The sequence below is a fragment of the bacterium genome, assembly GCA_024228115.1.
Taxonomy (GTDB): Bacteria; Myxococcota_A; UBA9160; order UBA9160; family UBA6930.
Genome location: JAAETT010000540.1, coordinates 1 through 23,134 on the forward strand (window position 1 = coordinate 1; position 23,134 = coordinate 23,134).

The 23,134-nt window shown below is 65.7% G+C and carries 22 protein-coding genes; 10 read left to right on the forward strand and 12 right to left on the reverse strand.

The features are described from left to right. Nucleotides 1-292 precede the first annotated feature (292 nt). Nucleotides 293-568, reverse strand: a complete 276-nt coding sequence (locus GY937_22050) for a hypothetical protein (protein ID MCP5059396.1) — start codon at nucleotides 566-568, stop codon at nucleotides 293-295. 266 nt (nucleotides 569-834) lie between these two features. On the opposite strand from GY937_22050, the gene GY937_22055 reads away from it, so the two are divergent. Next, the gene (locus tag GY937_22055; protein MCP5059397.1) at nucleotides 835-1,803 is read left to right on the forward strand and encodes a calcium/sodium antiporter; all 969 of its coding nucleotides are present in this window, start codon (nucleotides 835-837) and stop codon (nucleotides 1,801-1,803) included. Between the two features lie 5 nt (nucleotides 1,804-1,808). Here the strand turns inward: GY937_22055 and nth are convergent, their stop codons facing one another. Genes nth through GY937_22070 form a run of 3 tightly spaced genes read right to left on the reverse strand, consistent with a single transcriptional unit; the run spans nucleotide 1,809 to nucleotide 4,609 of the window. Further along, the gene (nth, locus tag GY937_22060) at nucleotides 1,809-2,462 is read right to left on the reverse strand and encodes an endonuclease III (GenBank protein MCP5059398.1); all 654 of its coding nucleotides are present in this window, start codon (nucleotides 2,460-2,462) and stop codon (nucleotides 1,809-1,811) included. After that, on the reverse strand, nucleotides 2,459-3,814 hold the full coding sequence (gor, locus tag GY937_22065) for a glutathione-disulfide reductase (protein MCP5059399.1): 1,356 nt from the start codon (nucleotides 3,812-3,814) through the stop codon (nucleotides 2,459-2,461). Before gor ends, nth begins: the two co-directional genes overlap by 4 nt. A 48-nt stretch (nucleotides 3,815-3,862) precedes the next feature. Beyond that, nucleotides 3,863-4,609 (reverse strand): lytic transglycosylase domain-containing protein, encoded by a 747-nt coding sequence (locus GY937_22070; GenBank protein MCP5059400.1) that lies wholly within the window; start codon nucleotides 4,607-4,609, stop codon nucleotides 3,863-3,865. A 33-nt stretch (nucleotides 4,610-4,642) separates the two neighbouring features. Here GY937_22070 and yhbY point away from each other — a divergent pair, with 33 nt between their 5' ends. Both yhbY and GY937_22080 read left to right on the forward strand, forming a co-directional pair. Continuing rightward, nucleotides 4,643-4,960 (forward strand): ribosome assembly RNA-binding protein YhbY, encoded by a 318-nt coding sequence (gene yhbY / locus GY937_22075; GenBank protein ID MCP5059401.1) that lies wholly within the window; start codon nucleotides 4,643-4,645, stop codon nucleotides 4,958-4,960. Nucleotides 4,961-5,062: 102 nt separating this feature from the next. Beyond that, complete coding sequence (locus GY937_22080) at nucleotides 5,063-6,208, forward strand: CoA transferase (GenBank protein ID MCP5059402.1); 1,146 nt, start codon at nucleotides 5,063-5,065, stop codon at nucleotides 6,206-6,208. A 99-nt stretch (nucleotides 6,209-6,307) separates the two neighbouring features. Here the strand turns inward: GY937_22080 and GY937_22085 are convergent, their stop codons facing one another. From GY937_22085 to GY937_22095, 3 genes are all read right to left on the reverse strand, one after another. Continuing rightward, nucleotides 6,308-6,907 carry a histidine phosphatase family protein gene (locus tag GY937_22085; GenBank protein ID MCP5059403.1) on the reverse strand — a complete coding sequence of 200 codons (600 nt, stop codon included), beginning with the start codon at nucleotides 6,905-6,907 and terminating at the stop codon, nucleotides 6,308-6,310. 38 nt (nucleotides 6,908-6,945) lie between these two features. Continuing rightward, nucleotides 6,946-7,209 carry a hypothetical protein gene (locus tag GY937_22090; protein MCP5059404.1) on the reverse strand — a complete coding sequence of 88 codons (264 nt, stop codon included), beginning with the start codon at nucleotides 7,207-7,209 and terminating at the stop codon, nucleotides 6,946-6,948. A 95-nt stretch (nucleotides 7,210-7,304) separates the two neighbouring features. Further along, nucleotides 7,305-7,706, reverse strand: a complete 402-nt coding sequence (locus GY937_22095; protein MCP5059405.1) for a hypothetical protein — start codon at nucleotides 7,704-7,706, stop codon at nucleotides 7,305-7,307. A gap of 26 nt (nucleotides 7,707-7,732) precedes the next feature. On the opposite strand from GY937_22095, the gene GY937_22100 reads away from it, so the two are divergent. The 4 genes from GY937_22100 to GY937_22115 are packed head-to-tail and all read left to right on the forward strand — an operon-like array spanning nucleotide 7,733 to nucleotide 15,123. Then, entirely contained in the window at nucleotides 7,733-10,702 is a 2,970-nt protein-coding gene (locus tag GY937_22100; GenBank protein MCP5059406.1) for a hypothetical protein, read from the forward strand. Between the two features lie 14 nt (nucleotides 10,703-10,716). After that, entirely contained in the window at nucleotides 10,717-11,805 is a 1,089-nt protein-coding gene (gene serC, locus GY937_22105; GenBank protein ID MCP5059407.1) for a 3-phosphoserine/phosphohydroxythreonine transaminase, read from the forward strand. Further along, entirely contained in the window at nucleotides 11,802-14,357 is a 2,556-nt protein-coding gene (locus tag GY937_22110) for a DUF3516 domain-containing protein (GenBank protein ID MCP5059408.1), read from the forward strand. Before serC ends, GY937_22110 begins: the two co-directional genes overlap by 4 nt. Before the next feature lie 43 nt (nucleotides 14,358-14,400). Beyond that, nucleotides 14,401-15,123, forward strand: coding sequence for a PilZ domain-containing protein (locus tag GY937_22115; protein MCP5059409.1), 723 nt, complete (start codon nucleotides 14,401-14,403; stop codon nucleotides 15,121-15,123). A 15-nt stretch (nucleotides 15,124-15,138) separates the two neighbouring features. Here the strand turns inward: GY937_22115 and GY937_22120 are convergent, their stop codons facing one another. The 5 genes from GY937_22120 to GY937_22140 all read right to left on the reverse strand — a co-directional run bounded on the left by GY937_22120 (nucleotide 15,139) and on the right by GY937_22140 (nucleotide 18,338). Beyond that, complete coding sequence (locus GY937_22120; GenBank protein ID MCP5059410.1) at nucleotides 15,139-15,435, reverse strand: methyltransferase; 297 nt, start codon at nucleotides 15,433-15,435, stop codon at nucleotides 15,139-15,141. An 11-nt stretch (nucleotides 15,436-15,446) separates the two neighbouring features. Then, entirely contained in the window at nucleotides 15,447-15,605 is a 159-nt protein-coding gene (locus GY937_22125) for a hypothetical protein (protein MCP5059411.1), read from the reverse strand. 88 nt (nucleotides 15,606-15,693) lie between these two features. Next, nucleotides 15,694-16,287: a glutathione S-transferase family protein gene (locus GY937_22130; protein MCP5059412.1), complete on the reverse strand. Its 594-nt coding sequence runs from the start codon at nucleotides 16,285-16,287 to the stop codon at nucleotides 15,694-15,696. Between the two features lie 37 nt (nucleotides 16,288-16,324). Beyond that, entirely contained in the window at nucleotides 16,325-16,864 is a 540-nt protein-coding gene (locus GY937_22135; GenBank protein ID MCP5059413.1) for a carboxymuconolactone decarboxylase family protein, read from the reverse strand. Nucleotide 16,865: 1 nt separating this feature from the next. Next, nucleotides 16,866-18,338 carry a PLP-dependent aminotransferase family protein gene (locus tag GY937_22140; protein MCP5059414.1) on the reverse strand — a complete coding sequence of 491 codons (1,473 nt, stop codon included), beginning with the start codon at nucleotides 18,336-18,338 and terminating at the stop codon, nucleotides 16,866-16,868. Nucleotides 18,339-18,473: 135 nt separating this feature from the next. Here GY937_22140 and GY937_22145 point away from each other — a divergent pair, with 135 nt between their 5' ends. Genes GY937_22145 through GY937_22155 form a run of 3 tightly spaced genes read left to right on the forward strand, consistent with a single transcriptional unit; the run spans nucleotide 18,474 to nucleotide 23,118 of the window. Further along, entirely contained in the window at nucleotides 18,474-19,478 is a 1,005-nt protein-coding gene (locus tag GY937_22145; protein MCP5059415.1) for a hypothetical protein, read from the forward strand. After that, nucleotides 19,475-22,282 carry an excinuclease ABC subunit UvrA gene (gene uvrA, locus GY937_22150; protein ID MCP5059416.1) on the forward strand — a complete coding sequence of 936 codons (2,808 nt, stop codon included), beginning with the start codon at nucleotides 19,475-19,477 and terminating at the stop codon, nucleotides 22,280-22,282. Before GY937_22145 ends, uvrA begins: the two co-directional genes overlap by 4 nt. Next, complete coding sequence (locus GY937_22155; protein ID MCP5059417.1) at nucleotides 22,279-23,118, forward strand: CPBP family intramembrane metalloprotease; 840 nt, start codon at nucleotides 22,279-22,281, stop codon at nucleotides 23,116-23,118. The genes uvrA and GY937_22155 overlap by 4 nt, the downstream gene beginning before the upstream one ends. Nucleotides 23,119-23,134: the final 16 nt, after the last annotated feature.

Consider the following 23,134-nt stretch of genomic DNA (forward strand, 5'->3'; position numbering starts at 1 on the left):
AGAGCCTGGAACCCGAAGAGAGAAACGAAAGTCGGAGACGAGGGAGGAACGACGCGCCCAAGAAACAACGCTGCTCCAAGAGGGCAGGCGTCAGGGGACGTCACTGCCTGTTGACAACCGGGGGCCTGATAGGTGTTAGACAGCAGTGCGCTCAGAAGTGAATGCCACGGTCGCGAGGCGAACGAACAGGAGAACCGCCACAAGGAGCCCCAAAGCGAGGACTGCCAGGTGTGGCCACGGGGCCGCGACGACGAACTCATTGGCACCTTGCAGATGGCCTTGATCCCCCCAGTCATGCATCCGGGTCGCCTGTGCCTGGGATGCTCTCCCGTAGGAGTCGGATGCACAGCACGATGACACAGAGGTTCACGGCGATCCGGACGAGCCCCGGGGCCGATGCGGGGAGGCCGAGAGCACTGGTAGCTGGCCCCGCGAGAACGAAACAACCGGCCAATGCGAGCATGAACCACAATCTTCGCTGATTGCCTCGTCTTGCAGCGAATGGCCCGAGGAGGATGCCGGCAAGAACCAGAGCCGCAATGACCAGCAGTGCGCCGACAGGACCCATCTTGAGTTGCTCCACCGTCCAGCGAGTTGGTAGCCACCTGAAGATGCCACCCTCGTACTACGATACACCGACATGCGGAGACCTGGAACTCGTTCCTGCTCGCCCCGCGCCCCGAGATCCCCCTCGATCCGCTGAAGCGCCGTGGCCCGGGAGAAAGAACCGGGTTGGAGTGAGCCCTGGCGAAAGCATGCCCGGCTGCGCTGGTTTATCCTCGTTGGCTCTGTGCGCCTTCCTCGGATCTCAACCGGGCCCTACTCCACGAACCCTTGACGTCTGATCTTCTCACTACCCTCGTCGGCCTGGCCCTGCTCCTGGGCGGCGGCGATGTCATGGTGCGCGGCGCCTCGGCGCTGGCACACCGGCTCGGTGTTTCGCCCCTCGCGATCGGGCTGACCGTGGTGGCCTTCGGCACGAGCGCGCCGGAGCTGGCGGTGAACATCACTGCCGCCGTGCGTGGCAACGGCGCCATGTCCTTCGGCAACATCATGGGTTCGAACATGGCGAACATCGGCTTGATCGTTGCCGCCACCGCGCTCTACAAGCCCCTGCATGTGAAATCGCCGGTGATCGTTCGGGAGTTGCCGATGATGCTCCTGGCTACGGCGGCAGCCGCGGTGCTCGGGCTGGATTTCTGGCTGCGAGGCACCGAGAGCGTCTACGACCGCTCGGACGGCATGATCCTCCTGCTCCTGTTCACCGTCTTCGTCTACTACACGGTGAACGATGTGATTGCCCAGCGACGGGCCAGATCGCCGGAAGCCGCGGAGCCGGAATTCACTCACCGCATGGGCTACGGCACCGCGTTCGCTCTCACCGTGGCGGGCCTGGCAGGCCTCATCTTCGGGGCTCAGCTCACCGTCGATGGTGCGGTGGGCCTGGCCCGGGGCCTGGGCGTTTCCGAGGCCATCATCGGCCTCACCCTGGTCGCCATCGGGACGAGCCTGCCCGAGCTCACCACCTCCCTGATCGCCACGGCCAAGGGCTTCCCGGATCTCGCCATCGGCAACGTGGTCGGCTCGAACATCTTCAATTTGTTGCTTGTACTGGGCGCCAGTTCCAGCCTGCGCCCGGTGCCGGTCCCCGAGGGCGGCGCGTCCGATCTGGCGATCGTCGGCTTCCTCTCGCTTCTGCTGTTGGTCACGTCCTATACCCGCGGCCAGCGCATCATTCGAACGGAAGCCGTGTTGTTAGGTGTGTTCTATTTCGCGTACATGAGCTTCCGAGTCACCGGCTAGTCGATCTACTTGCGGCGTGCTTCCTCGGCGTGGCGGCGCTTGCTTGCCGCCCAACCACAGATCGTGCAGGTTGCCAGCTCATGGCCGCGGGCCGGGCAATGCTCGCGGCCGAAGAAGATCAGCTGAAGGTGGAGCCGGTTCCAGGCCTCGCGCGGGAAGACGCGCTTCAGATCGCGTTCCGTCTGTTCGACATTGCGTCCGTTCGAAAGCCCCCAGCGCGCCGCAAGCCGGTGGATGTGCGTATCCACCGGGAAGGCCGGCACGCCAAAGGCCTGGGCCATCACCACGCCCGCCGTCTTGTGTCCGACTCCGGGCAATGCCTCGAGCGCCTCGAAGCTCTTCGGTACCTCACCGCCATGCTCGGCGAGCAGGAGTTTCGAGAGCGCCTTGATGTTCTTGGCCTTCTGGGGCGCCAACCCGCAAGAGCGGATCTTCGCGCGGATCTGCGCGACCGAGAGCGCCGCCATCGCTTCCGGATCGGGGCCGATCTCGAACAGGCCGGGAGTCACCTTGTTCACCCGTTCGTCGGTGCACTGAGCCGAGAGCAGCACGGCCACGAGCAGGGAAAACGGGTCCCGATGCTCCAGCGGAACAGGCGGTTGCGGGTAGAGGCGATCCAGGATCTTGTGGATGCGCTCGGCCTTCTCGGCGCGCTTCAACCCTCCTGCACCTTCTCGCGCATGGTCACGAACTCTTCGGCCGAGGTCGGATGGATGCCGATCGTCGCATCGAATTGGGCCTTGGTGGCACCGAGCTTCACGGCGATCCCGACGCCCTGGAGGATTTCCGCCGCATCCGCGCCGATCATGTGAGCACCAACGACCCGATCCGTCTTCGGATCGACCAGCAGTTTCATCATCGTCTGTTCGTCACGGCCGGTCAGGGTGTGTTTCAGCGGCCGAAACTTCGATCGGTAGACGTCGATGCTGCCCAGCCGTTCTCGTGCCTCCGCTTCCGTGAGCCCCACGGTACCGATGGGCGGTTGACTGAAGACAGCGGTCGCCACATCGGCGTGGTCGGGACGGGTAGGCTCATCACCGAAGACGGTGCGGACGAACGCCATGGCTTCGGCGATCGCCATGGGTGTGAGGTTCAGGCGGTCGGTCACATCACCCAGAGCCCAGATGCTAGGTACGTTGCTGCGCGAATAGGGATCGACCAGGATCTCGCCGATCTTTCCCATCTCCACGCCCGCTTTCTCGAGGCCGAGATCCTTCGTCTTCGGCACGCGGCCGGTGGCATACAGGATCTGGTCGACGACCAGCTTGCTCCCGTCCGAGAGCGTCAAGTGCAGGCCGTCATCCTCGCGGCGGATTTCGGAAACGTCCGTCTCGAAGCGCAGGTCGATGCCCTTCTTCGGCATCTCTTCGGCGAGCGTCTTTCGCAGATCGTCATCGAAGCCGCGCAGGAAGAGGGGCCCGCGATAGATCTGGGTCGTCTCGACACCCAATCCGTTGAAGATGCCGGCGAACTCCACACCGATGTAGCCGCCGCCCACGATCGCAGCGCGCTTCGGAAGCTCCTCCAGATAGAACGCTTCGTTGGACGAAATGGCGTGCTCGATGCCCGGGATGTCGGGCAGATGCGGCCACGAGCCGACCGCGACCAGGATGTTCTCGGCCGTGTAGCGCTGCTCGCCTACCTCGACGGTATGCGCGTCCACGATCGTCGCCCGGCCGGAAATCAGCGTCACGCCCGCGCCATCGAGCATGCGCTGATAGACGCCGTTCAGCCGGGTGATCTCCTTGTCCTTGTTCTCGAGCAGCGTCGGCCAATCGAAGCTGCGCGGGCCGACGCTCCAGCCGAAGCCCGCAGCGTCCTCGAAATCCTCGGAAAAATGCGAGGCCAATACGAAGAGCTTCTTGGGAATGCAGCCGACGTTGACGCAGGTACCGCCAAGCCGGTCGTCCTCGGCCACGGCCACACGCGCGCCCTGGCCCGCGGCCATACGGCTCGCACGCACCCCGCCGGAGCCGGCACCGAGCACGAAGAGATCGAAATCGTGTTCCATCCCGCGAGGATAGCGAGGAGGCGGTGGCCTCCGCTGGCCGGCGAGGCGCTAGCCTCCGATGGCGGTGGCCAGCTCGCCGGTATCCCGCCGCAGTGCGTGGTAGCGGCTCATCACGGTACGCACGTAGGGTCCCCGCGGACGCCAGCCGCGCTTCACCCGGGCGCGTACCCGGGTCGGGCCGATGTGATAGGCGGCCAGGGCCAGCTCGAGATCACCGAACTCCTCGTGCAGCTCGGCCAGGAAGCGGATGCCGATGGCCACGTTGAGTTGGGGTTGAAAGAGATCGGGCGTCCTGTGGAAAGGCAGATGGTGGCGGTAGGCGACGTCCGCACCCACGAAGGGACGGATCTGCATGAGCCCGAGCGCGCCGCGCCGGCTCTTGGCGGTGGGGTCGAAGCGGCTCTCGTGCTCGATCACCGCCAGGAGCAGAAGGGCCGGGAGATCATGCTCCCGCTCGGCCACCACGATCTCCGCGGCGGTCGCCGCGCGTTCGGCCTCGGAAAGAGCCGGTGCGCGCTCGACGAGCACCGCTTCCACCGTCGCGAGGAGCGGATCCACCGGCTCCGGGACGACGGGCTCCGGCGCAAGAGCAGCCGGCGGCGGAGCAGCCTCCGGGGCCCGGGACGGAGGCGGCAGCGAGACGGTCGGCGGAACGGGCGCCAGGCTGGGCCCGGTGGGCGGCGGGCTCGCGCACGCGGCCCCCAACAACAGGCAGGCCGCCATGGCCATCCGGAAAGGAAGGCCGGGCCTTCGGCCGAAGCGCTGGTCGCGAAAGACGGAAAGGCAGCGGAGCACGACGGGCGCGCATGCTAGCCTCCTTCGCTCCCCGTGTCCCATTCCAACCCCCATTCTCCCACCACTCTCGGCGGCGCCCAGCGCAAATGGCTGCGTGGCCAGGCTCACGCTCTGCGCCCGATCGTCCAGGTTGGCGGGGGCGGGCTCAGCCAGGCCGTGCTCGGCGCAGTCGACCAGGCGCTCCTGGCCCACGAGCTGGTCAAGGTGCGGCTCGTCCAACCGGAAGACAAGAAAGCCGCCGCCCAGGAGCTGGCGGAGCGGTCCGGCTCCGAGCTCTGTGGTCTGGTTGGGCATACGGTGATCCTCTACCGGCCCCATCCCGAGGAGCCGAAGATCGAGCTTCCGAAGTAGCCTTCCCGGAGTCAGTTCCTGCGGTCGGCGTTGCCGTATCATTGCCCGCTCCAGCGGTCGGCGTTGCCGTATCATTGCCCGTTCCAGCCAAGGAGTTCTGTGATGTCTGGCCCTCTCAGCGGTATCAAGGTGATCGAGATCGCGGGCATCGGCCCGGGCCCCTTCTGCGCGATGATGCTCGCGGATATGGGCGCGGACGTGCTGCGCATCGATCGCACGGCCTCGGTCCGGGACGAAATGCCGGACCGACCGTCCCCCGATCTCCTGAACCGCGGGCGCCGCAGTGTGGGCGTCGATCTCAAACATCCGGAAGGGGTGGCCACCATCTTGCGTCTCGTCGACCAGGCGGACGTCCTGATGGAGGGCTTTCGACCTGGCGTCATGGAACGCCTGGGCCTCGGCCCCGAGGTCTGCCTCGAGCGAAACCCGGGGCTCGTCTACGGGCGTATGACCGGCTTTGGCCAGGAAGGCCCGATGTCCCAGGCGGCTGGCCACGACATCAACTACATCGCGCTCGCCGGTGCGCTCGGCCACATCGGGCGCAAGGGCGAAAAGCCCCTTCCCCCGCTCAACCTGGTGGGGGATTTTGGCGGCGGTGGAATGTTCCTGGCCTTCGGAATTGCCACTGCCCTGGTAGAGCGCGCCAGCTCCGGCAAGGGTCAGGTGGTCGATGCGGCCATGGTCGATGGCGCAGCCGTGCTGATGACCATGATGCATGGCTTCCAGCAGCTCGGCGGCTGGAGCGACGAGCGCGGCACGAACCTGCTGGATACCGGCGCCCACTTCTACGACACCTACGAAACGAAGGACGGTGAGTTCGTATCGGTCGGCTCGATCGAGCCGCAGTTCTACGCGGAGTTGCTCCGCCTCACGGGGCTCGCGGACGAAGAACTGCCTCATCAGATGGACAACGCACATTGGGAGCCGATGCGGGAGCGTCTTGCCGCGATCTTCAAGGCCAAGACCCGCGAAGAGTGGAACGGCATCATGGAGGGAACGGATGTCTGCTACGCGCCGGTCCTCAGCATGGGCGAGGCCTACGAACACCCGCATAACAAGCTTCGCGGAACCTTCGTCGAGTCCGGTGGTTTTCAGCAGCCGGCACCGGCGCCGCGCTTCAGCCGTACACCGGGCAGCATCGACCGGCCCTCTCCCCACGCAGGGCAGGACACGGACGAAAGCCTCGTCTCCTGGGGCCTGACGACTGAGGACGTGGCGAAGCTCCGCGAGCTCGGCGCAATCAAATAGAATCGGGGACGTTCTTTCCGCTGTTTCCGTTACGGGCCGGGCGCGACGCGCCCGGCCCGTAACGGAAGCAGCGGAAAGAACGTCCCCGATTCTGCTTTGCTAGGCGGGGCCCTTCACCTCGGCATCCTCGAGATGCCGGGCGCAATTCAGCAGACGAACCCTGAAGGGCGGCTCCCGGTCGAGGATCGTGACCGAGGTGTTGAACCAACCGTATCCCGAAGCCGGGGCTTCGCCCGCTTCGGCCAGGCGCGTGACGACCGAACGGCATACGAGACCGTGGGTCACGACGGCCAGGTTGCCCTCCACTCGCGTGGCCAGCGCGGCGACCTGCTCCCAGGCGCGATCCACACGCTGATGGAAGACCTCCCAGGTTTCACCGTTCGGCGGTGAATAACCCGCGGCGAACGGATCGAAATCCAGCTCCGAGTAGGCACGTCCGCGGAGATCGCCGAGGTTGCGCTCGCGAAGCAGCGGCTCCGATTCGAGCGCGACACCGGTAGCGCGCTGAACGGCAGCGGCGGTCATCGCCGCACGCGCGTAGTCACTTGCCAGGATGTGGGCGATGCCCTCGTCGACCAGCCGGGTAGCCAGACGCTCGGCCTGACCAAGCCCATTCTCTGAAAGCGGCGTCTCCGGCGATTGCATCACGCCGCTTGCGTTCAGGGCCGTCTCGCCGTGACGGATCAGGTAGATCGCCATCGGGCGCACAGCCTAGCGAAGACGAAGAAAGGAAGCGGCTACGTCTCGAGAGCGGGATCGTCGAGGACGCCGGCCAGGGCGAGGTGCTCAGGAACACTGCGGGGCTCACCACCGCAAGGGTCGGTGCCGCGTCGGCCGTTGAAGCAAAGAGGGCAGAGCCCGGACTCGTAGCGGACGAACATCGTGTCGCCGCAGTGCGCACACTCGTAGCGGCGGCCCTGTACAGTGAGCGCCTTGATCAGGAAGGAGCTCGGCAGAAGGGTCCGAGGGCCCCTGCTGAGAACGCGGTGTTTCCTTGCCATGCCTGGAGAGTGGCCCGGAGACGGTCGCGGGTGTCAGCCCAATCCCACCGGGGCAGGCAACTTCCGCCCGAGAGCCGCGTCCGCCATGAGAAAAGTCAAACCACGATACGAACGGCAACTGCCTCGGCTTCGGCCGCCAGAACGAAGAGTTTGGGCGACGAATCGTCCGCCCGGAACTGCACCAGCAAGCCGCCTCCCTCCTGGGCGGCCACCCGCGTGAGGGCGCTTCCGAGCACGGTCCACCAGGGCTCGTCCTCGTCGGCGTTGATCAGCGTGCCTTCCGCTTCCGCCGCGCTCGCCATCAAGCCACCGGCTTCGGCGTGCAACTGGATCGCGCCCACATCGAAGCTGAGCCGCAGTTGGCGAGAGAGCTGGGCCCCGCGCGGGCCCGGCATCGGCTCCCTCTCGACCCGCAGCAGCTTGCCGCTAGCTTTCGCGATGCGCTCGAGCACACCCCGGGTCCGCAAGTCGTTTCTGTTCTCCACCCGGTCGCTCACAGCCGCCATCCTTACACATTTACGCGGTGATGCACCCGATGGACACGGCCAGCCAGGCGCTGGAATCTCTTGGCCTCGAAGCCGCGCTGGCCGTTGGCCCCGAGCCCGAGCTGGCCGTTCGACGCGCCCTCGACGTGCTGGAGAGTGCTGCCCAGGCGGATGCCAACGCATTGGGCCATGCCGTAGCTGAGCATCCGGACAACCTGCGCCGTCTGCTCGCCGCCAGTTGTGGCACGGCTCCCTTTCTGGCCGCGCGCCTTCGGGCACGCCCCGAGCAGCTCTTCGGGCTGGCCGCCGAAGATCTCTCACTCCCGCGCACGGTCGGTGAGCTCTCGGATCGGCTGGCAGCCAGGCTTGCTTCGATCCCAACGGACGACGTACCTGCCGAACTCCGGCGCTTCAAATACGAAGAACTCCTGCGCATCAGCACCCGCGAAGCCAGCGATGCGCTCGTCCCACTCGAGAACGTCAGTGAGGCCCTCGGTGAGCTCTCCGACCTTGCCGAAGTGCTGCTCGCGGCCGCTCTCGCCCACGTCGATGCGGAGCTCGAAGTCAGCACGGGGCCGGCGATCTGGCGAGCGGCCGGCGGCGAAGAAGTACGCCTTCGCTTCACCGTTCTCGGCCTCGGGAAGTTGGGCGGCGAAGAGCTCAACTACTCGAGCGATGTCGATCTCATCTACGTCCACGAGAGTCCACCGACCGGCGCCGAACCCCTTCGAGACGGCCCCGGTGATCTGGCGCCCGCCGAGTACTTCCGGCGTCTGGCCGTACGCTTCGGAAAGCTGGTCGAAGCGAACACAGAGGATGGGTTTCTCGAACGTGTAGATCTCGACCTGCGCCCGGAGGGGAGCCAGGGTGCGATCGTTTCGTCTTCGCGCGCACTGGCGGACTACTACGACGGCTGGGCCGCCACCTGGGAGAAGGCGGCCTTCATGAAGGCCCGGCCGGTGGCGGGCGATCTCGCCTTTGGCTGGGAAATCGCCCGCGCCATCGACCCGATGATCTACCAATCGTCCGTCGATCTCGCGACGGTCGATGCCATCCGTGAGATGAAGAGCAAGATCGAAGCCGCCCATACGAGCGATGCGGAGCGCTTCAACGTGAAGCTCGGCGCGGGCGGCATCCGCGATGTGGAGTTCGTTGCCCAGGCCCTGCAGCTCCTGCACGGCGGGCGCGTCCCCCAGGTGCGCGGCCGCTCGGCCCCGCGTGCGTTGGATGCCCTGGCGGATGTCGGCGCGCTCCCGCCGAAAGCCCGGGATGAACTCCTGGCCGCCTACCGCTTCTTGCGTCGGGTCGAGAACCGCCTTCAGATGGAGGCCGAACGCCAGACCCATGTCCTTCCGCCTCCCGGGCCCGCACGCGAGCGCCTGGCCCGCACGATCTATCCCTCCGAGAGCGGTGGGGAAGACGTAGCTGCCCAGCTGGACGAAACCCTCACCCTGCATACCGGCAAGGTGCGCAAACACTTCGAGGCCTTGTTCCGCGAGAGTGGCGCCGGCCGCGTACTCGACTTGTTTGCGCGTGCCGCGCCGCGCATCGCCGTGGTGCCCGAGAACCGCCAGCTCATCGAGGCGCTGGCCCAGCGCTTTGCCAGCGAAATCGAGCGCTCCACCGATCCGGAACGTGCCATGGGCAACATGGAGCGCTTCGTCGAAGGCATGGGTGCGCGCACCTTCTACTACGGCCTGTTGGCGGATCGCCAGGAGTTGATCCCGCGCCTCGTCGCACTCTTCGCCGCCTCGCGCACGCTCTCCGGAATCGTCGCCAACCTGCCCGAACTGATCGAGCCGCTCTTCGACGACCCGAGCCGGCTGCTCGTCGAACCGGCCGAACTTCGCGAAGAGCTCCAATTGCTGCGCGCCGAAGAAGCCAAGCGCCAGGGCCAAGCCGATGTTGAAACCGATCTCGCTGCATTGCGACTCTTCCAGCAACGAGAGCTCGTGAACATCGGGCTCCTCGATCTGTCGGACGTGGTCGACGCCAAACAAGTGGAGGGCGCCCTCAGTGATCTCGCCGAGGTCTGCCTGGGAGAAGCCCTGCGCATGGGTCGCGATCAGCTCTCCCGCACTCCGAAGGCGGCCGCATGGGTAGACGAGGGCGAGTTCCTGGTCGTCGGCCTGGGCAAGCTCGGCAGCCGCGAACTTGGCTACGGCAGCGACCTCGACGTGATCTTCCTCTACGACCTTCCGGGCGCGGATCCGGTACGCCTGATGGAAGCCCAGGAGGCCTACGTGCGTCTCGCCCAGAAGCTGGGCTGGGCCCTTCAAACCCGCACCGCCCAGGGCGTTTGTTATGAGGTGGACGCGCGGCTCCGGCCCTCGGGCAATCAAGGCATGCTCGTCACTTCCCTGGCCGCATTCGAACGCTACCACCGGGGTGAGACGGGCACCGACGTCGCCGCCATCTGGGAACGCCAGGCCCTGCTACGCGCGCGGCCGATCGTCGGAAGCGACGGCCTGGCGAAACGCTTCGAGGCGCTTCGCCTGGATTTTCTCAGCGCACCCTTGCCGGAAGGCACCGGCGCAGAGATCCACCGCATCCGCAGCCGCATGCAGCAAGAAATGGCCCGGGAGACCGACGACCGCCGCAACCTGAAGACGGGCCGCGGCGGGCTGTTGGATGTAGAGAGCATCTGCCAATGGTTGCAGCTGCTGCATGGCGCCGAGCACCCGGAACTGCTGGTGGCGCGGCGCATCGAGGCGACGCTCGCCGATCTGGCCAGCCACGGCTTCCTCTCGGACGAGCATGCCACCATCCTTGCGGAGGGTTGGGCGTTCCTCCAACGCCTCTCGAGCCGCCTGCGCGTGGTGGAGAACCGCTCGATCGCCGATCTCGAACAGGACAGGACGGATCTCGACTCGGTCGCTCGCTCCCTGGGATACGCCGTTTCCGAACGCAGCGGCACCGCCCGGCTGCCTCTCCTGGACGATTACGCCCGCCACACCGAGGCCATCCGCGCCGTCTATGATCACGTCCTCCCGTCGGAAAACGGCTAGGATCCCCCTCCGCCATGAACGATCGCATCCTCAATTTCTCCGCCGGCCCCGCCACCCTTCCCGAAGAGGTGCTGCGCGATGCCCAGGAAGCCCTCTGGGAGCTGGGTACCACGGGCATCGGCGTGATGGAGCACAGCCATCGGGGCGGTCCCTTCAAGGCCGTCGCCGAAGGAGCCGAGGCAGCCTGCCGGAAGCTCGCCGGCATTCCGGACGATTACGCCGTGCTCTTCCTCCAGGGCGGCGCTTCCACGCAGTTCTTTCAGCTGCCGGCCCATTGGCTTGCGGACGATGCGACGGCGGATTACCTGATCACCGGCAGCTGGTCGGTGAAGGCGGCGAAGGAAGCCGCGCGCTACGGCACCGTCCACGAGGCCGCATCCACCAAGGATCGGGATTTCAACATCATCCCGCGGGCCGACGAGATCCAGTACTCGGATGCGCCGACCTACGTCCACTTCACCTCGAACAACACGATCTTCGGCACCCAATGGCAAGAAGAGCCGGCAGCTCCGGGCGAAGCCTGGCTCGCTTGCGATGCGTCGAGTGACATCTTCTCGCGGCCCGTCGACATCACCCGCTACGGCGTGCTCTACGCCGGCGCCCAGAAGAACCTCGGGCCTTCGGGAGTCACACTCGTCATCGTCCGGCGAGATCTCCTCGACACACCCGTCCGTGATCTTCCGACCATGCTGCGTTACGCCACCCACGCGGAGCAGGGTTCGCTCTACAATACACCACCCACCTTCGGCATCTATGTCATGGGCCGCGTCTTCCGCTGGATCGCCGAGCAGGGCGGCCTCGAGGGGATGGCGAAGCGGAACCGCGAGAAGGGGCAGATCCTGTATGACGCCCTCGAAGCCCAGGATTTCTATTCGTGCACGGCCGGCGAGGGCAGCCGCTCGCTGATGAACGTGACGTTCCGCACGCCGAACCCGGAACTCGATACCGCCTTCGTGAAGCAAGCCGAGGCGGCCGGGCTCTCGGGCCTCAAGGGCCACCGCTCGGTGGGCGGCATGCGCGCCAGCATCTACAACGCCTTCCCGAAAGAGGGTTGCGAGGTGCTCGCCAGCTTCCTGCGAGATTTCGCCGCGAAGCAGGGGTGAGCTCCGACACTTCGAGGCTGATCGACCGCGTCCCCCTTGGCGACGCGTCGCTCCTCGATTCGAGTTCGGTTGTCGACCCGGGTTCGGTTCTCGATCTCTTTCTCGGCTGGATGCACGACACGGGCATCGAGCCCTATGCCCATCAAGAAGAAGCCCTGCTCGAAATCGTCTCCGGCCGCCACGTCGTGCTTTCGACACCTACCGGCTCCGGCAAGTCGCTCGTCGCTCAGGGCCTTCACTTCAAGGCGTTATGCGAAGGCAAGCGCTCCTTCTACACGGCGCCGATCAAGGCGCTCGTCTCCGAGAAGTTCTTCGATCTCTGCAACGTGTTCGGTGCCGAGAACGTCGGCATGCTCACCGGCGATGCCAGCATCAACTGGGCCGCCCCCATTCTGTGCTGCACCCAGGAAGTGCTGACGAACATGGCGCTGCGTCAGGGAGAAACGACCGACGCTCCCTACGTGGTGATGGACGAGTTCCACTACTACGCGGATCGCGACCGCGGCCATGCATGGCAGATCCCGCTGCTCACCTTGCCGCGCACCACATTTCTCCTGATGTCCGCGACCCTCGGGAACATGGCGAACATCGCCGAGCGGCTCACCGTCTACACGGGGCGCGAGGTCGCGGAGGTCTACTCCGAGGTGCGGCCCGTGCCGCTCTCCTACGAGTATCGCGAGACGCCCCTCCAGGAAACCGTGGAGAAGCTGCTCGACGCGGGGCGCGCGCCCATCTACGTCGTGAGCTTCACCCAGCGCGAAGCGGCCGAAGTGGCCGGTGCGTTGACCAGCGCCAAGGTCACCGATAGGGAAGGGCGCAAGGCGATTTCCGAGGCCGTGCAGGATTTCCGCTTCGATACACCCTACGGGAAAGACATGAAACGGATCATTTCCCATGGGATCGGCGTGCATCATGCGGGGCTGCTTCCCAAGTATCGCCTGCTGGTAGAGCAGCTGGCACAACAAGGCCTGCTGAGGGTGATCTCCGGAACCGATACGTTAGGCGTGGGCGTGAACATTCCGATCCGCACCGTATTGTTCACCAAGCTCAGCAAATACGATGGCGAGAAGGTGCGCGTCCTCTCCGTGCGGGATTTCAAGCAGATCGCCGGGCGGGCAGGGCGCAAGGGCTTCGACGACGCAGGCTGGGTCGAATGCCAGGCACCGGAGCATGTCATCGAGAACAAGCAGGCGGCGGCCAAGGGCAAGGGGCGCTCCCGAAAACCCGCACGCAAGAAACCGGCGCCGCGAGGCTTCGTCGCCTGGAATCGGGAGACGTTTCGGCAACTGGTGGATCGGCCACCGGAGACCCTCGAAACCCGGTTCCGTGTCTCCCACGGCATGCTGGTGAACCTTCTCCAGCGTAGGCCGGAGCAAGCTGGGCCCCGCGGCGGCTATGGCGCATTGGCCGAACTGGTCGCGCGCTCTCACGAGAGGCCGCACCGTAAACGCAGGCTCTTGCGTGAGGCGGCCGGGCTCTTCCGTTCCCTTCGCAAGGCAGAAATCCTACGCGTGCAGGATCATCAGGTCATCGTCGACGAGGAACTCCAGCGAGGTTTCTCGCTTCATCAGACGCTCTCGCTCTACCTGGTCGAGGCGCTCGATGCTCTCGATCCGGAGCAGCCCGGTTACGCGCTGGACGTCGTCTCTGTGGTCGAAGCCGTGCTCGAAGATCCGGTACCGATCCTGCGCTCCCAGGCGCGCAAGGCACGCGACGAATTGTATGCCCAGTTGAAATCCCAGCGGGTGCCCTACGAGGAGCGCCAGGCGAAGCTCGAGCGCGTCACCTACCCGCGTCCCCTCGAAGAATTCCTCGAGGAGACGTTTCGGATCTTCGCAGAGCATCATCCCTGGGCCAGCCGCGAAGCGATCAAGCCGAAATCCGTGGCCCGGGAGATGATCGAGCACTACGCCGCATTCGACGACACCGTAAAGCGTTACGGCCTGCAGAGGGTGGAAGGGCTCTTGCTACGGCATCTGGGCCAGGTTCTCTCGACCCTGAACCAGACGGTGCCCGACACCGCCAAGACCGATGACGTGCATGACGTGCTCGCCTACCTGCGTGCTTTGATTCGCGGGGTGGATTCGAGCCTGCTCCAGGAATGGGAACGCATGGTTCGGCCAGGCGATGAGCCGGATCCGAGCGCGCAGGCCTCGGAGGCACCGCGCCATCAGGCCCTCACGCCCAAGGCGTTCCGAGCTCGGATCCGCGCGGAACTCCACGCGCTCCTCCGAGCCTTGTCGCTAGGCGATCTGGAGGAGGCCGTGCGCTGGTTGGCCCCGGATCCGGATGGCCCTTGGGACGCTCCCCGCCTTGCAGAGCTGCTGGCGCCGTTTCTCGAAGCCCATCGGAACGTTCGCTTCGATGCAGAGGCGCGCCGGGCCTATCACACGGCCCTCCACGAGGCCGGACCGCGGCGCTGGACCGTCCATCAGACGCTCCTCGACCCTGAGGGCGAAGGAGATTGGGCTCTGGTGGGGGAGATCAACCTCCCTCCGGGGGATCCGGATGAACGCCCCCTGTTTCAATTACGAGCGCTCCAGGAGGCCTAAAGGAATCAACCCAGAAGCGGAGCAGGCCGATGAGCCCATGAGGATGGCAGCACGCGCCCAGGCATTGGTGATTGGCTTCGGCCACGAGGAAGCGAAGATCGCACTCTGCGACCGCCTTTGGGCCGTTGGCTTTCGAGCCCTGCCCGCCCGGGATACGGTCCATGCTGCGGACCTGCTCGCACGCGATGAGCCGATTCGGATTGCGCTGGTCAGCAGTGAAGCGCCCGACCCCGCGAGCCTGATCCAGTGCCTCCGCGAGGCCCGTCCTACCGAGAACCTTCGCATCATCGTCATCGGCATGCGTCCTGATGTCGAAACGATCGATGCTTGCCGCGCGACGGGCGCCAGGTTCGGCCTATGGGAGCCCTACCACGACAGCGAATTGCGCTTCGTCGTCAACCAGGCAGCCTTCGACGAAACCCGCGGCGACGTGCGCGACGAGCTCCGCGTTCCGACTCAGCTGGCTGCCCTCGTCTACGCCGGCTCGGGCCGCAAACCCACAGGCGTCTACAACCTCTCCCTGCGCGGCGCCTATCTGGAAACTCCGCGGCCTACTGGCAGCGGCGCCAGTATCAAGATCGAGTTCCTCATGGAAGACGGCCCGATCATCGTCCAGGCCGAGGTCACCAGCACCAACGTGCCAGGCAACCTGCGCAAAGCGAACCGCCCCATCGGAATGGGTGTCCGCTTCACCGAAGTTGGCGCCGAAGAGGAAGAGGCCCTCGAGAAGTACATCCTCATCCGCACGGGCATCTACAGCCTCTAGGCACGGAGGGGCCGCTCACCAGCGGAAGCGTCTCAGGTCGATCTTGCCGCTGGCGGAGAACACCACGCCTTCGGCTTCGAGGATGGCGCGTTGAACGGGCTCGCTGCCGGGAACGGCGCGGGCGCTCACTTCGCCGCGCGCGTTCACGACGCGCTGCCACGGGACGCTGGAACCGTGGGGCAGGGCGTACCCGACCTGACGTGCCTGCCGGGGGAGATCGGCCAACTCGGCGATTTGACCGTAGGTGGCGACGCGGCCCGGGGGGATGCGCCGAACCACCTGATAGATCTTCTCGTAGTTTCCCTCGCCCACGGCGGGGCAGGCTATCCCAAGCGCTGCTTCAGCGCGTCCAGGATCTCGCCGTCTTCGGGGAAACGTCCGGCCTCGTGCTTGGAAAAGATCCGTTCGCCGTCGACGGCCACGTCATAGATGCCGCCCGCGCCCTCGTGAAGCTCTGCCTCGATTCCGAACTCGTCCTGCAATGCGGCCGCCAGACTGGCGGCCCGGGGCAGGTAGTTTCAAGCCCCGCAGTAGGTGATCTCGACCTTCATGACATCCTCCTGTGGGCGTTCACGCTTTGACCAGCGCAGAGACCCGGGCCGTATGATCCATCAGCGCGGTGCGGGATTCCATCACCTCGGCTACCTCTGGCCCGACGGCCCGGCGCACACCCTCGAGGAAGGACCAGACCGCCAGATCTGCACGCCCGGGGACATCCGAGTAGAAGAACGGGCGCCCGCCGAGGAAGTTCACCAGATCGTCCAGACGCTGGGCGAACTCACCGGCCAGGCCAGGCCGCGACGGCGGTCCACCGTCTTCCTCGTTCACCAGCCCGCGCAGGTAGTGGGTCCAGTAGAAGGTAAACGCCGATTCGGCCCACTGCTCGAGGCGGCGTTGGCTCTGGGCCGACTTCGGATCCGACGCGACCAGAGGCGGGTCGGGAAATCGCTCTTCGATGAGATCCAGGATCCGAGCCGAATCATGCACCCGCTCACCGTCCACGTCGATCAACGGAAGCAGACCCGTCTCTGGATTCCAGCGCCGGTAATCCTCCGGGCTCTGAGGCTCCACGAAGTCGTAGGGCAGCTTCTTGAGCGCGAGCGCCCCCTGGACTTTTCGAGTGAAAGGCGCCGTGATGGGTCCGTACAGGACGATCTTGCTCATGCGCGGCGAAGCCTAGCAGTTCGGTCGGGCCGCGTTTTCATCCGGCGAGGGCCAGGCGTTCCAGTCCATCGTCAGGGATCTCGAGCGCCAGGTTGATCAGGTTGTAATAGTTCTCGAGGGCACACACTGCGGTGATCTCGGCGATTTCGCGTTCGCCCCAATGCTTGCGCAGCTCTTCGAAAACCCCGTCATCGACACATCGGTCGCTCATGGCTTCCGCGTAGGCCAGAGCCGCACGCTCCGCGTCGTCGAAGACGTCGCTCTCCTGCCACTGCGCGAGGGCATCGAAGCGTTCGATTCCCATGGCCTGCCGGATTGCAAAGGCTCGGGCGATATCCACGCAGAACTCGCAGCCGTTGCGTAGCGCAATCTGCGTCTGCAGCAGCAGCGCCAACTCCTTCGATATCGCGAGGCTGTTCGTAAGGCGAAGGTTCGCCCACGTGACATTCCAGAGCCGCGGCACCCGGTTGTAGAGCACCTTTGCCGGCATGATCGTCTGGCCCAGCCCGCGCTGCATGCCGAAGGACATCACGCGCCCCAAGAACGAAGACGGTCGCTGGATCGGTTCGAGTCGCATCTCATTGCTCCTTTGCACAGATTCCGAGCCGCGCGATGCCCTCGCGCACATCTCCCTCGCTCACGGCACCGACGGCCAACAGCAGGTTGCGTCGCAGCCCACTGCCGATGTTGTCACCAGTCGCGAAGCCGGCACCATGGAACGCCAGGACATCGGCCTTGCGTGCGCTGCGGACCAGTGCGCGTGCATCGAAACCCTCGGGAAGCGTCACCCACAAGCCAGCGCCGCCCGCAGGCCGACGCACCGCGGTGCCCTCCGGCATGTATTCCGCGATCGCCTCCATTCCCGCGTCTACACGCAGGGCCATCTCCCGTCTCACGCGACGCACATGGCGCGCGAAACCTTCGCTGCGGATCCATTCCGCCAGCACGGCTTGTTCCAGGGCCGGCGTCGTGAGTGCGCTACTCAGCTTCGCCGTGGCGAGCCGATCGAGGAGCGGTGCTGGAGCCACCAAGTAACCGAGGCGCAACGCGGGAAAGATCGCCTTCGAGAAGGTGCCCACATAGATCACCTGGCCGGCCTGATCCGCGGTTTTCAGCGCTGGCCGCACCGGATCGTCGAGACGCAGCTCGCCGTCGTAGTCGTCCTCGAGGATCGGTACGTGAGCCGCCGCCGACAGCTCGAGCAGGTGTGCGCGGCGCTCGTCCGAGAGCACGACGCCCGTCGGCTGTTGGACCGCTGGCGTCGCGATGATGAGTTTCAGGCGACCGTGGGCCAGCACCCGGGCCAGGTCATCGGTGATGAGCCCGTTCTCGTCCACGGCGATCGGAATGCGGTGGGCGCGGGCCGCACGGAACGCGAAATCCGCACCGAAGTAGCCCGGGGTCTCGAGCGCGACCGCATCGCCTGGGTCGATCAGCACCCGCGCGACCAGGTCGAGCGCCTGCTGCGCCCCCGCGACCACGACGACCTCGTCCGCTTCGCAGCGAACGCCGCGCGCCACCAGTGCCCTGGCGATCGCCTCGCGCAGGGGGGGCCAACCACGCGGATCGAGGTGATTCGCCAGCTCGGCTGCCTGGTTCTCGAACACCCGGCCGAACAGACGGCGCAGCTCGCTCAGGGGTAGAAGCTCCGGCGCGACGCGGCCGGGCCGGAAATCGAAGGCGGTCGCCGCGGGCTCTGCCGGGAGCCCGGCCGGTAGCGCCCGGGCCGGGCCCGAGAACAGGCTCTCCCAGACGAAGCTGCGGCCCCCGTCCCGGCACCCGACCCGCTCGGCTGGGATGGGCGCTTCGTCCCTCACGAACGTTCCCTGGCCCACCCGCGCCCGCAGCCGATCCCGATCGATCAGGGTCTGGTAGGCCTGATTCACCGTGTTGCGCGCCAGCCCCAGCGAAGCCGCCAGATCTCGACTGGCCGGCAGGCGCTCGCCAGGCTGCAGCCGGCCGCTCGAGATCAGGCGGCCGAGATGATCGGCCAGTTGGAGATAGACCGGCTCCGGAGCGTTCCGATCCGGCGAGAACGGCAGTTCGTGCACCCGGTCAGGATAGGGGGTGCCAATTTCACCAACTAGACCAATTTGGCTCTTTCAGGAGGGGCCATTCGATCGGGGCTCCTCGTTCGTCTCCAGCTCAACCGTTACCTTCCGCGGCTTCCCGAGATGAGGCCCCCGATGCGACTGCTCACCGCACTCCTCTTCGTCACCCTCGCCCTGGCCGGCCCGACCCGTGCCCGCGCAGAGATGATCGACGGCATCGCGGCCCAGGTAGGCTCCGAGATCGTTCTGGTTTCCGATGTGCTGCACGCCGCACGCCCTGCCGAGAGCCGCCTCCGGGAAGAGGGCGGCGGCGACAAGGACGTCGCGATGCTCCACCTGGAGATCCTGGAGCATATGATCGAGCGCGCGCTCGTACGCCAGATCGTGAAGCGCGCCGAGCTTTCCGCGAGCGACGGCGAGGTGGATTCGTCGATCGCCGACATCGCACGGGAGAATCAGCTCACGGTCGAAGAGCTGCGCGCGAGTGTCGATTCCCAGGGGATGCCCTTCGAGGTCTACCGGGAGCGGATCCGCGGCGAGATCGAGCACCAGAAGGTGATGAGCGGAATGGTCGCCTCCAAGGTTCGACTCGATGAAGCTGACGTCCGTGAGGTCTACGATCGGGAATTCACCGACCAGCCCGTCGGCGGCGAAGAGTTCTATCTGCGTCAGATCATGGTGGCCTTCCCGACCGACCAGAAGAATGCAAAGGCGACGAGCTGCATGCGGGTCGGCGCGGCGCGGGCACGCATTCGCAGCGGCGAAAGCTTCCGGGATGTCGCCAGCGAGGTATCCGAGGTCAATCCGGAGGTCGGAGGAACAATCGGCTGGCTGCATGAACGCGAAGTCGCGGCCTGGATGCTGAAAGCAATCGGCGAACTCGGGCCCGGTGATATCACGGACGTGGTCGAGGCACCGTTCGGCTGCAACTTGATCGAGATCGTCGAGCGACGGCCCTTCGAGAAGATCACCTGGGAGCAGGCCCGAAAGCCGCTCGAGGGCCAGCTCTTCGAGCAGCGCATGGCCGAGGAATACAAGAAGTTCATCGACCGCATCCGCGAGCAGACCTACATCGAGCGCAAGGGCATGTTCGCAGATTCCGTAGATCTCGATTTGAGCCAGGACACCGGATCGCTTTGAACTCCCCCCGCATCGCCGTCCGAGGCGCGCGGGAGCACAACCTTCGGGACGTGGATGTCGACATCCCCCGAGAGCGGCTCGTCGTGATCACGGGGCTGTCGGGTTCGGGCAAGTCGTCGCTGGCTTTCGACACCTTGTACGCGGAAGGGCAGCGACGCTACGTCGAGAGCCTCTCCGCCTATGCTCGTCAATTCCTCGATCAGATGGCCAAGCCGGATGTCGATTCCATCGATGGGCTCTCGCCCGCCATCTCGATCGAGCAGCGCGGCATCACGCGCAGTCCCCGGTCGACGGTCGGAACGATCACCGAGCTCTCCGATTATCTGCGCCTGCTCTACGCCCGGATCGGGCGCCCCCATTGCTGGAGTTGCGACAAGCCCATCACCCAGCAGACCGTGCAGGAGATGGCCGAGCGGGTGCTCGGGCTCGGCGAGGGCGCGAAGGTCTCGCTGCTCGCGCCGGTCATTCGCGGACGCAAGGGCGCCTACAAGAAAGAGCTGGCCCGCTTCGCCGAGCAGGGCTTCGTACGTGCGCGCATCGATGGCGAGATGCGCGATCTCTCGGAGCCGATCCAACTCGCCCGCCAGCAGAGCCACGACATCGATCTCGTCATCGACAGGGTGGTGGTCAAGGAGGCGGCGCGAGCACGCATCGCGGATTCGATCGAGACGGCGCTACGCATGGCGGATGGTCTGGCCAAGATCGAGTGCGGCGATGCCTGCGAACTGCTGAGCCAGGCCAATGCCTGCATCGACTGCGGTGTCTCCTATCCGGAGCTCGCCCCGCGGCTTTTCTCCTTCAACAGCCCGGCAGGTGCTTGCCCGCGCTGCGGTGGGCTCGGCACCTGCGACGAGCTCGACCCGGAGAAGATCATCCCGGATCCGAGCCGGAGCCTGGCCGATGGCGCCATCGCAGCCTGGGGCGGGAAGCGCATGGGCCGCTACTACAAACGGTTGCTCGAGGGCGTCGCCGCTCACCTGGAGATCGATCCGGACACCGCTTGGGAAGATCTTCCCAAGCGCGTCCAACGAGCCCTCTTGCACGGCACGGGGAAAGCAGAGATCCCGTTCCGCATTCGGCGACGCCAGACCATCCAGCGCCGCTTCGACGGTGTGATCGGCGAGCTCGAGCGTCGTCGACGCGACGGCGAGACCAGCCATGACGATCTCGCAAAGTACACGCGCCCCGGGCCGTGCCCCGAGTGCGAGGGTGCGCGGGTCGGCCGGGCCGCTCGGCATGTTCGGCTCGGAGAGCCCGGCCTCGCCATCCACGAACTCCAGGCCCGTGGAATCGCAGAGGTTGCCGATTTTCTCGAGAAGCTCGAACTCGGCGCGACCCAGCGCGCCATCGCCGATCTCGTCTTGAAGGAAATCCGCGAGCGCTTGGGCTTCCTGATCGACGTCGGCGTTTCGTACCTCACGCTCGATCGGGCCAGCACGACACTTTCAGGTGGCGAGAGCCAACGCATTCGTCTCGCGACCCAGGTCGGTTCTCATTTGTTAGGCGTACTCTACATCCTGGACGAGCCATCGATCGGCCTGCATCCCCGGGATAACGAGCGGCTACTCGCGAGCCTCATCAAGCTGCGCGATGCGGGAAACACGGTGCTGGTGGTCGAGCACGATGAAGCGACGATCCGGCTGGCGGATTGGGTCATCGATATGGGGCCCGGCGCTGGCGTGCACGGCGGCGAGTTGACCGCCGAAGGGACTCCGGCTGCGATCGAGAACGATCCATCCTCCCTCACCGGCGCTTACCTCTCAGGCCGACGCTGCATTCCTCTGAGGGAACCGCGCAGTCTGGAAGACGCGCCTCTCTTGCGCCTTCTCGGTTGCAGACAACACAATCTCCGGAATCTCGATCTCGAGCTGCCCCTCGGTCGCTTCACGGTCGTCACCGGCGTATCCGGTTCCGGAAAATCCACCTTGATCAGCGATACACTCCACCGGGCATTGGCGCGCACGCTCCATCGGGCCGAAGCGATCCCTGGCACATTCGATCGCCTCGATGGTGTCGAAGCCCTCGACAAGGTGACGCTGATCGACCAGAGCCCGATCGGGCGTACGCCGCGCAGCAATCCGGTCACCTATACCGGCGCGTTCGACGGCATCCGTCAGCTCTTCAGTCAGGTGCCTGAGGCCCGGGTGCGCGGCTACGGGCCGGGGCGGTTCTCCTTCAACGTGAAGGGCGGCCGCTGCGAATCCTGTCAGGGCGACGGCCTGATCCGGGTCGAGATGCACTTCCTGCCGGACTTGTTCACGGAATGCGAAGTCTGCCGTGGCAGGCGCTACAACCGGGAAACCCTCGAGATCACCTTCAAGGGCAAGAACATCGCGGACGTGCTCGAGATGAGCGTCGAGGAAGCGCTGTCATTCATGGAGAACGTGCCACGGGTTCTGCGACCCTTGCGCACCATGGCCGATGTCGGCCTGGGGTACGTCCATCTGGGTCAGCCGGCGACGACGCTTTCCGGCGGTGAAGCCCAGCGCATCAAGCTCTCCCGGGAGCTGGCCAGACGCAGCACCGGACGAACCTTGTACCTGCTCGACGAACCTACGACGGGACTCCACTTTGCCGACGTCGAACGCCTGCTTGCCGTCCTGCATGAGTTGGTGTTGCGCGGCAACACAGTCGTCGTCATCGAACATCACCTCGATGTCATCAAGACGGCCGACCACGTCATCGATCTCGGCCCCGAAGGCGGAGCGGAGGGTGGTCGGATCGTCGCGGAAGGCACCCCGGCACAGGTCGCCGGAAATCCGGAGAGCCATACCGGGCGTGCGCTGCAGAGCGTTCTGAAATGAACTCCGCCGAAGATCCCGAGGCCTTCCCCAGCCCGGCGATCGCGACGGCGCTCACTTTGGCTGCCCTGATGGTGATGTTGCTCGTGGTGGCGCCCTTCTTCACGGCGGGCCACATCGTCGCTGGGCTCGCCGCGGGCACCGTCGTGGGCTTTGGCGGCGTCGGAAGTCTGGCAGCGCGGCGGGTGCCCGCGCCGGCAGACCAGCACCTGGGCCTATGTGGCGTGCCCCTGAAACGACTCCTGATCGTGCTGATGTTGGTCCCGCTCGTTCTCTGGCTCTCGGAGCTCGAGAACATCGTGGCCCTCTGGCTCGAGCGACCGGAACCGACGCCGCCCCCGGAGCCCGGCTCGAATGGCATCAGCGAAGGCCTGCGTTCCCTCGAGATCGCCCTCTTCGTCGTTCTGCTCCGGCCGGTCGTCGAGGAATTCTTCTTTCGCGGTGTCATCCAGCAGGGAGTGGTGGCTCATCTCGGCCCGGGCTGGGGAGTGCTGCTGAGCACGCTGCTCTTCAGCCTCTCGAGGGGGCTTACCGGCCCGACGAGCGAGTACGGCGCCGTGGTTGTCGTCCTCCAGATGCTCGTGTTGGGCGGGGTCCTCGGCGCCCTACGCCTGGCGACCGGCTCCCTGTTGCCAGGCATCCTCCTCCAGGGCCTGATGAACAGCATCGAGATCCTGGCCCTATCCGTCGCCGAAGACTTCCCGATCCAAGGCTTCACGACCCTCGACAGCCACACCCACCCCGCCCTGTTGCTACCCGCCGCACTCCTCATCGCCTGGGCCATCGCAAAGATGCGCCACCTCAACAACTCAACTAGCGGGGACGGGGTTTACAATTGACTTGTTTGGCGGCGCT

Coding starts and splice junctions, on each gene's coding strand:
- serC (MCP5059407.1), top strand. CDS start 10,717: ATGAACGATCGCATCCTCAATTTCTCCGCCGGCCCCGCCACCCTTCCC.
- GY937_22155 (MCP5059417.1), top strand. CDS start 22,279: ATGAACTCCGCCGAAGATCCCGAGGCCTTCCCCAGCCCGGCGATCGCG.
- GY937_22080 (MCP5059402.1), top strand. CDS start 5,063: ATGTCTGGCCCTCTCAGCGGTATCAAGGTGATCGAGATCGCGGGCATC.
- gor (MCP5059399.1), bottom strand. CDS start 3,814: ATGGAACACGATTTCGATCTCTTCGTGCTCGGTGCCGGCTCCGGCGGG.
- GY937_22130 (MCP5059412.1), bottom strand. CDS start 16,287: ATGAGCAAGATCGTCCTGTACGGACCCATCACGGCGCCTTTCACTCGA.
- GY937_22090 (MCP5059404.1), bottom strand. CDS start 7,209: ATGGCAAGGAAACACCGCGTTCTCAGCAGGGGCCCTCGGACCCTTCTG.
- GY937_22135 (MCP5059413.1), bottom strand. CDS start 16,864: ATGCGACTCGAACCGATCCAGCGACCGTCTTCGTTCTTGGGGCGCGTG.
- GY937_22050 (MCP5059396.1), bottom strand. CDS start 568: ATGGGTCCTGTCGGCGCACTGCTGGTCATTGCGGCTCTGGTTCTTGCC.
- GY937_22145 (MCP5059415.1), top strand. CDS start 18,474: ATGCGACTGCTCACCGCACTCCTCTTCGTCACCCTCGCCCTGGCCGGC.
- GY937_22115 (MCP5059409.1), top strand. CDS start 14,401: ATGGCAGCACGCGCCCAGGCATTGGTGATTGGCTTCGGCCACGAGGAA.
- GY937_22085 (MCP5059403.1), bottom strand. CDS start 6,907: ATGGCGATCTACCTGATCCGTCACGGCGAGACGGCCCTGAACGCAAGC.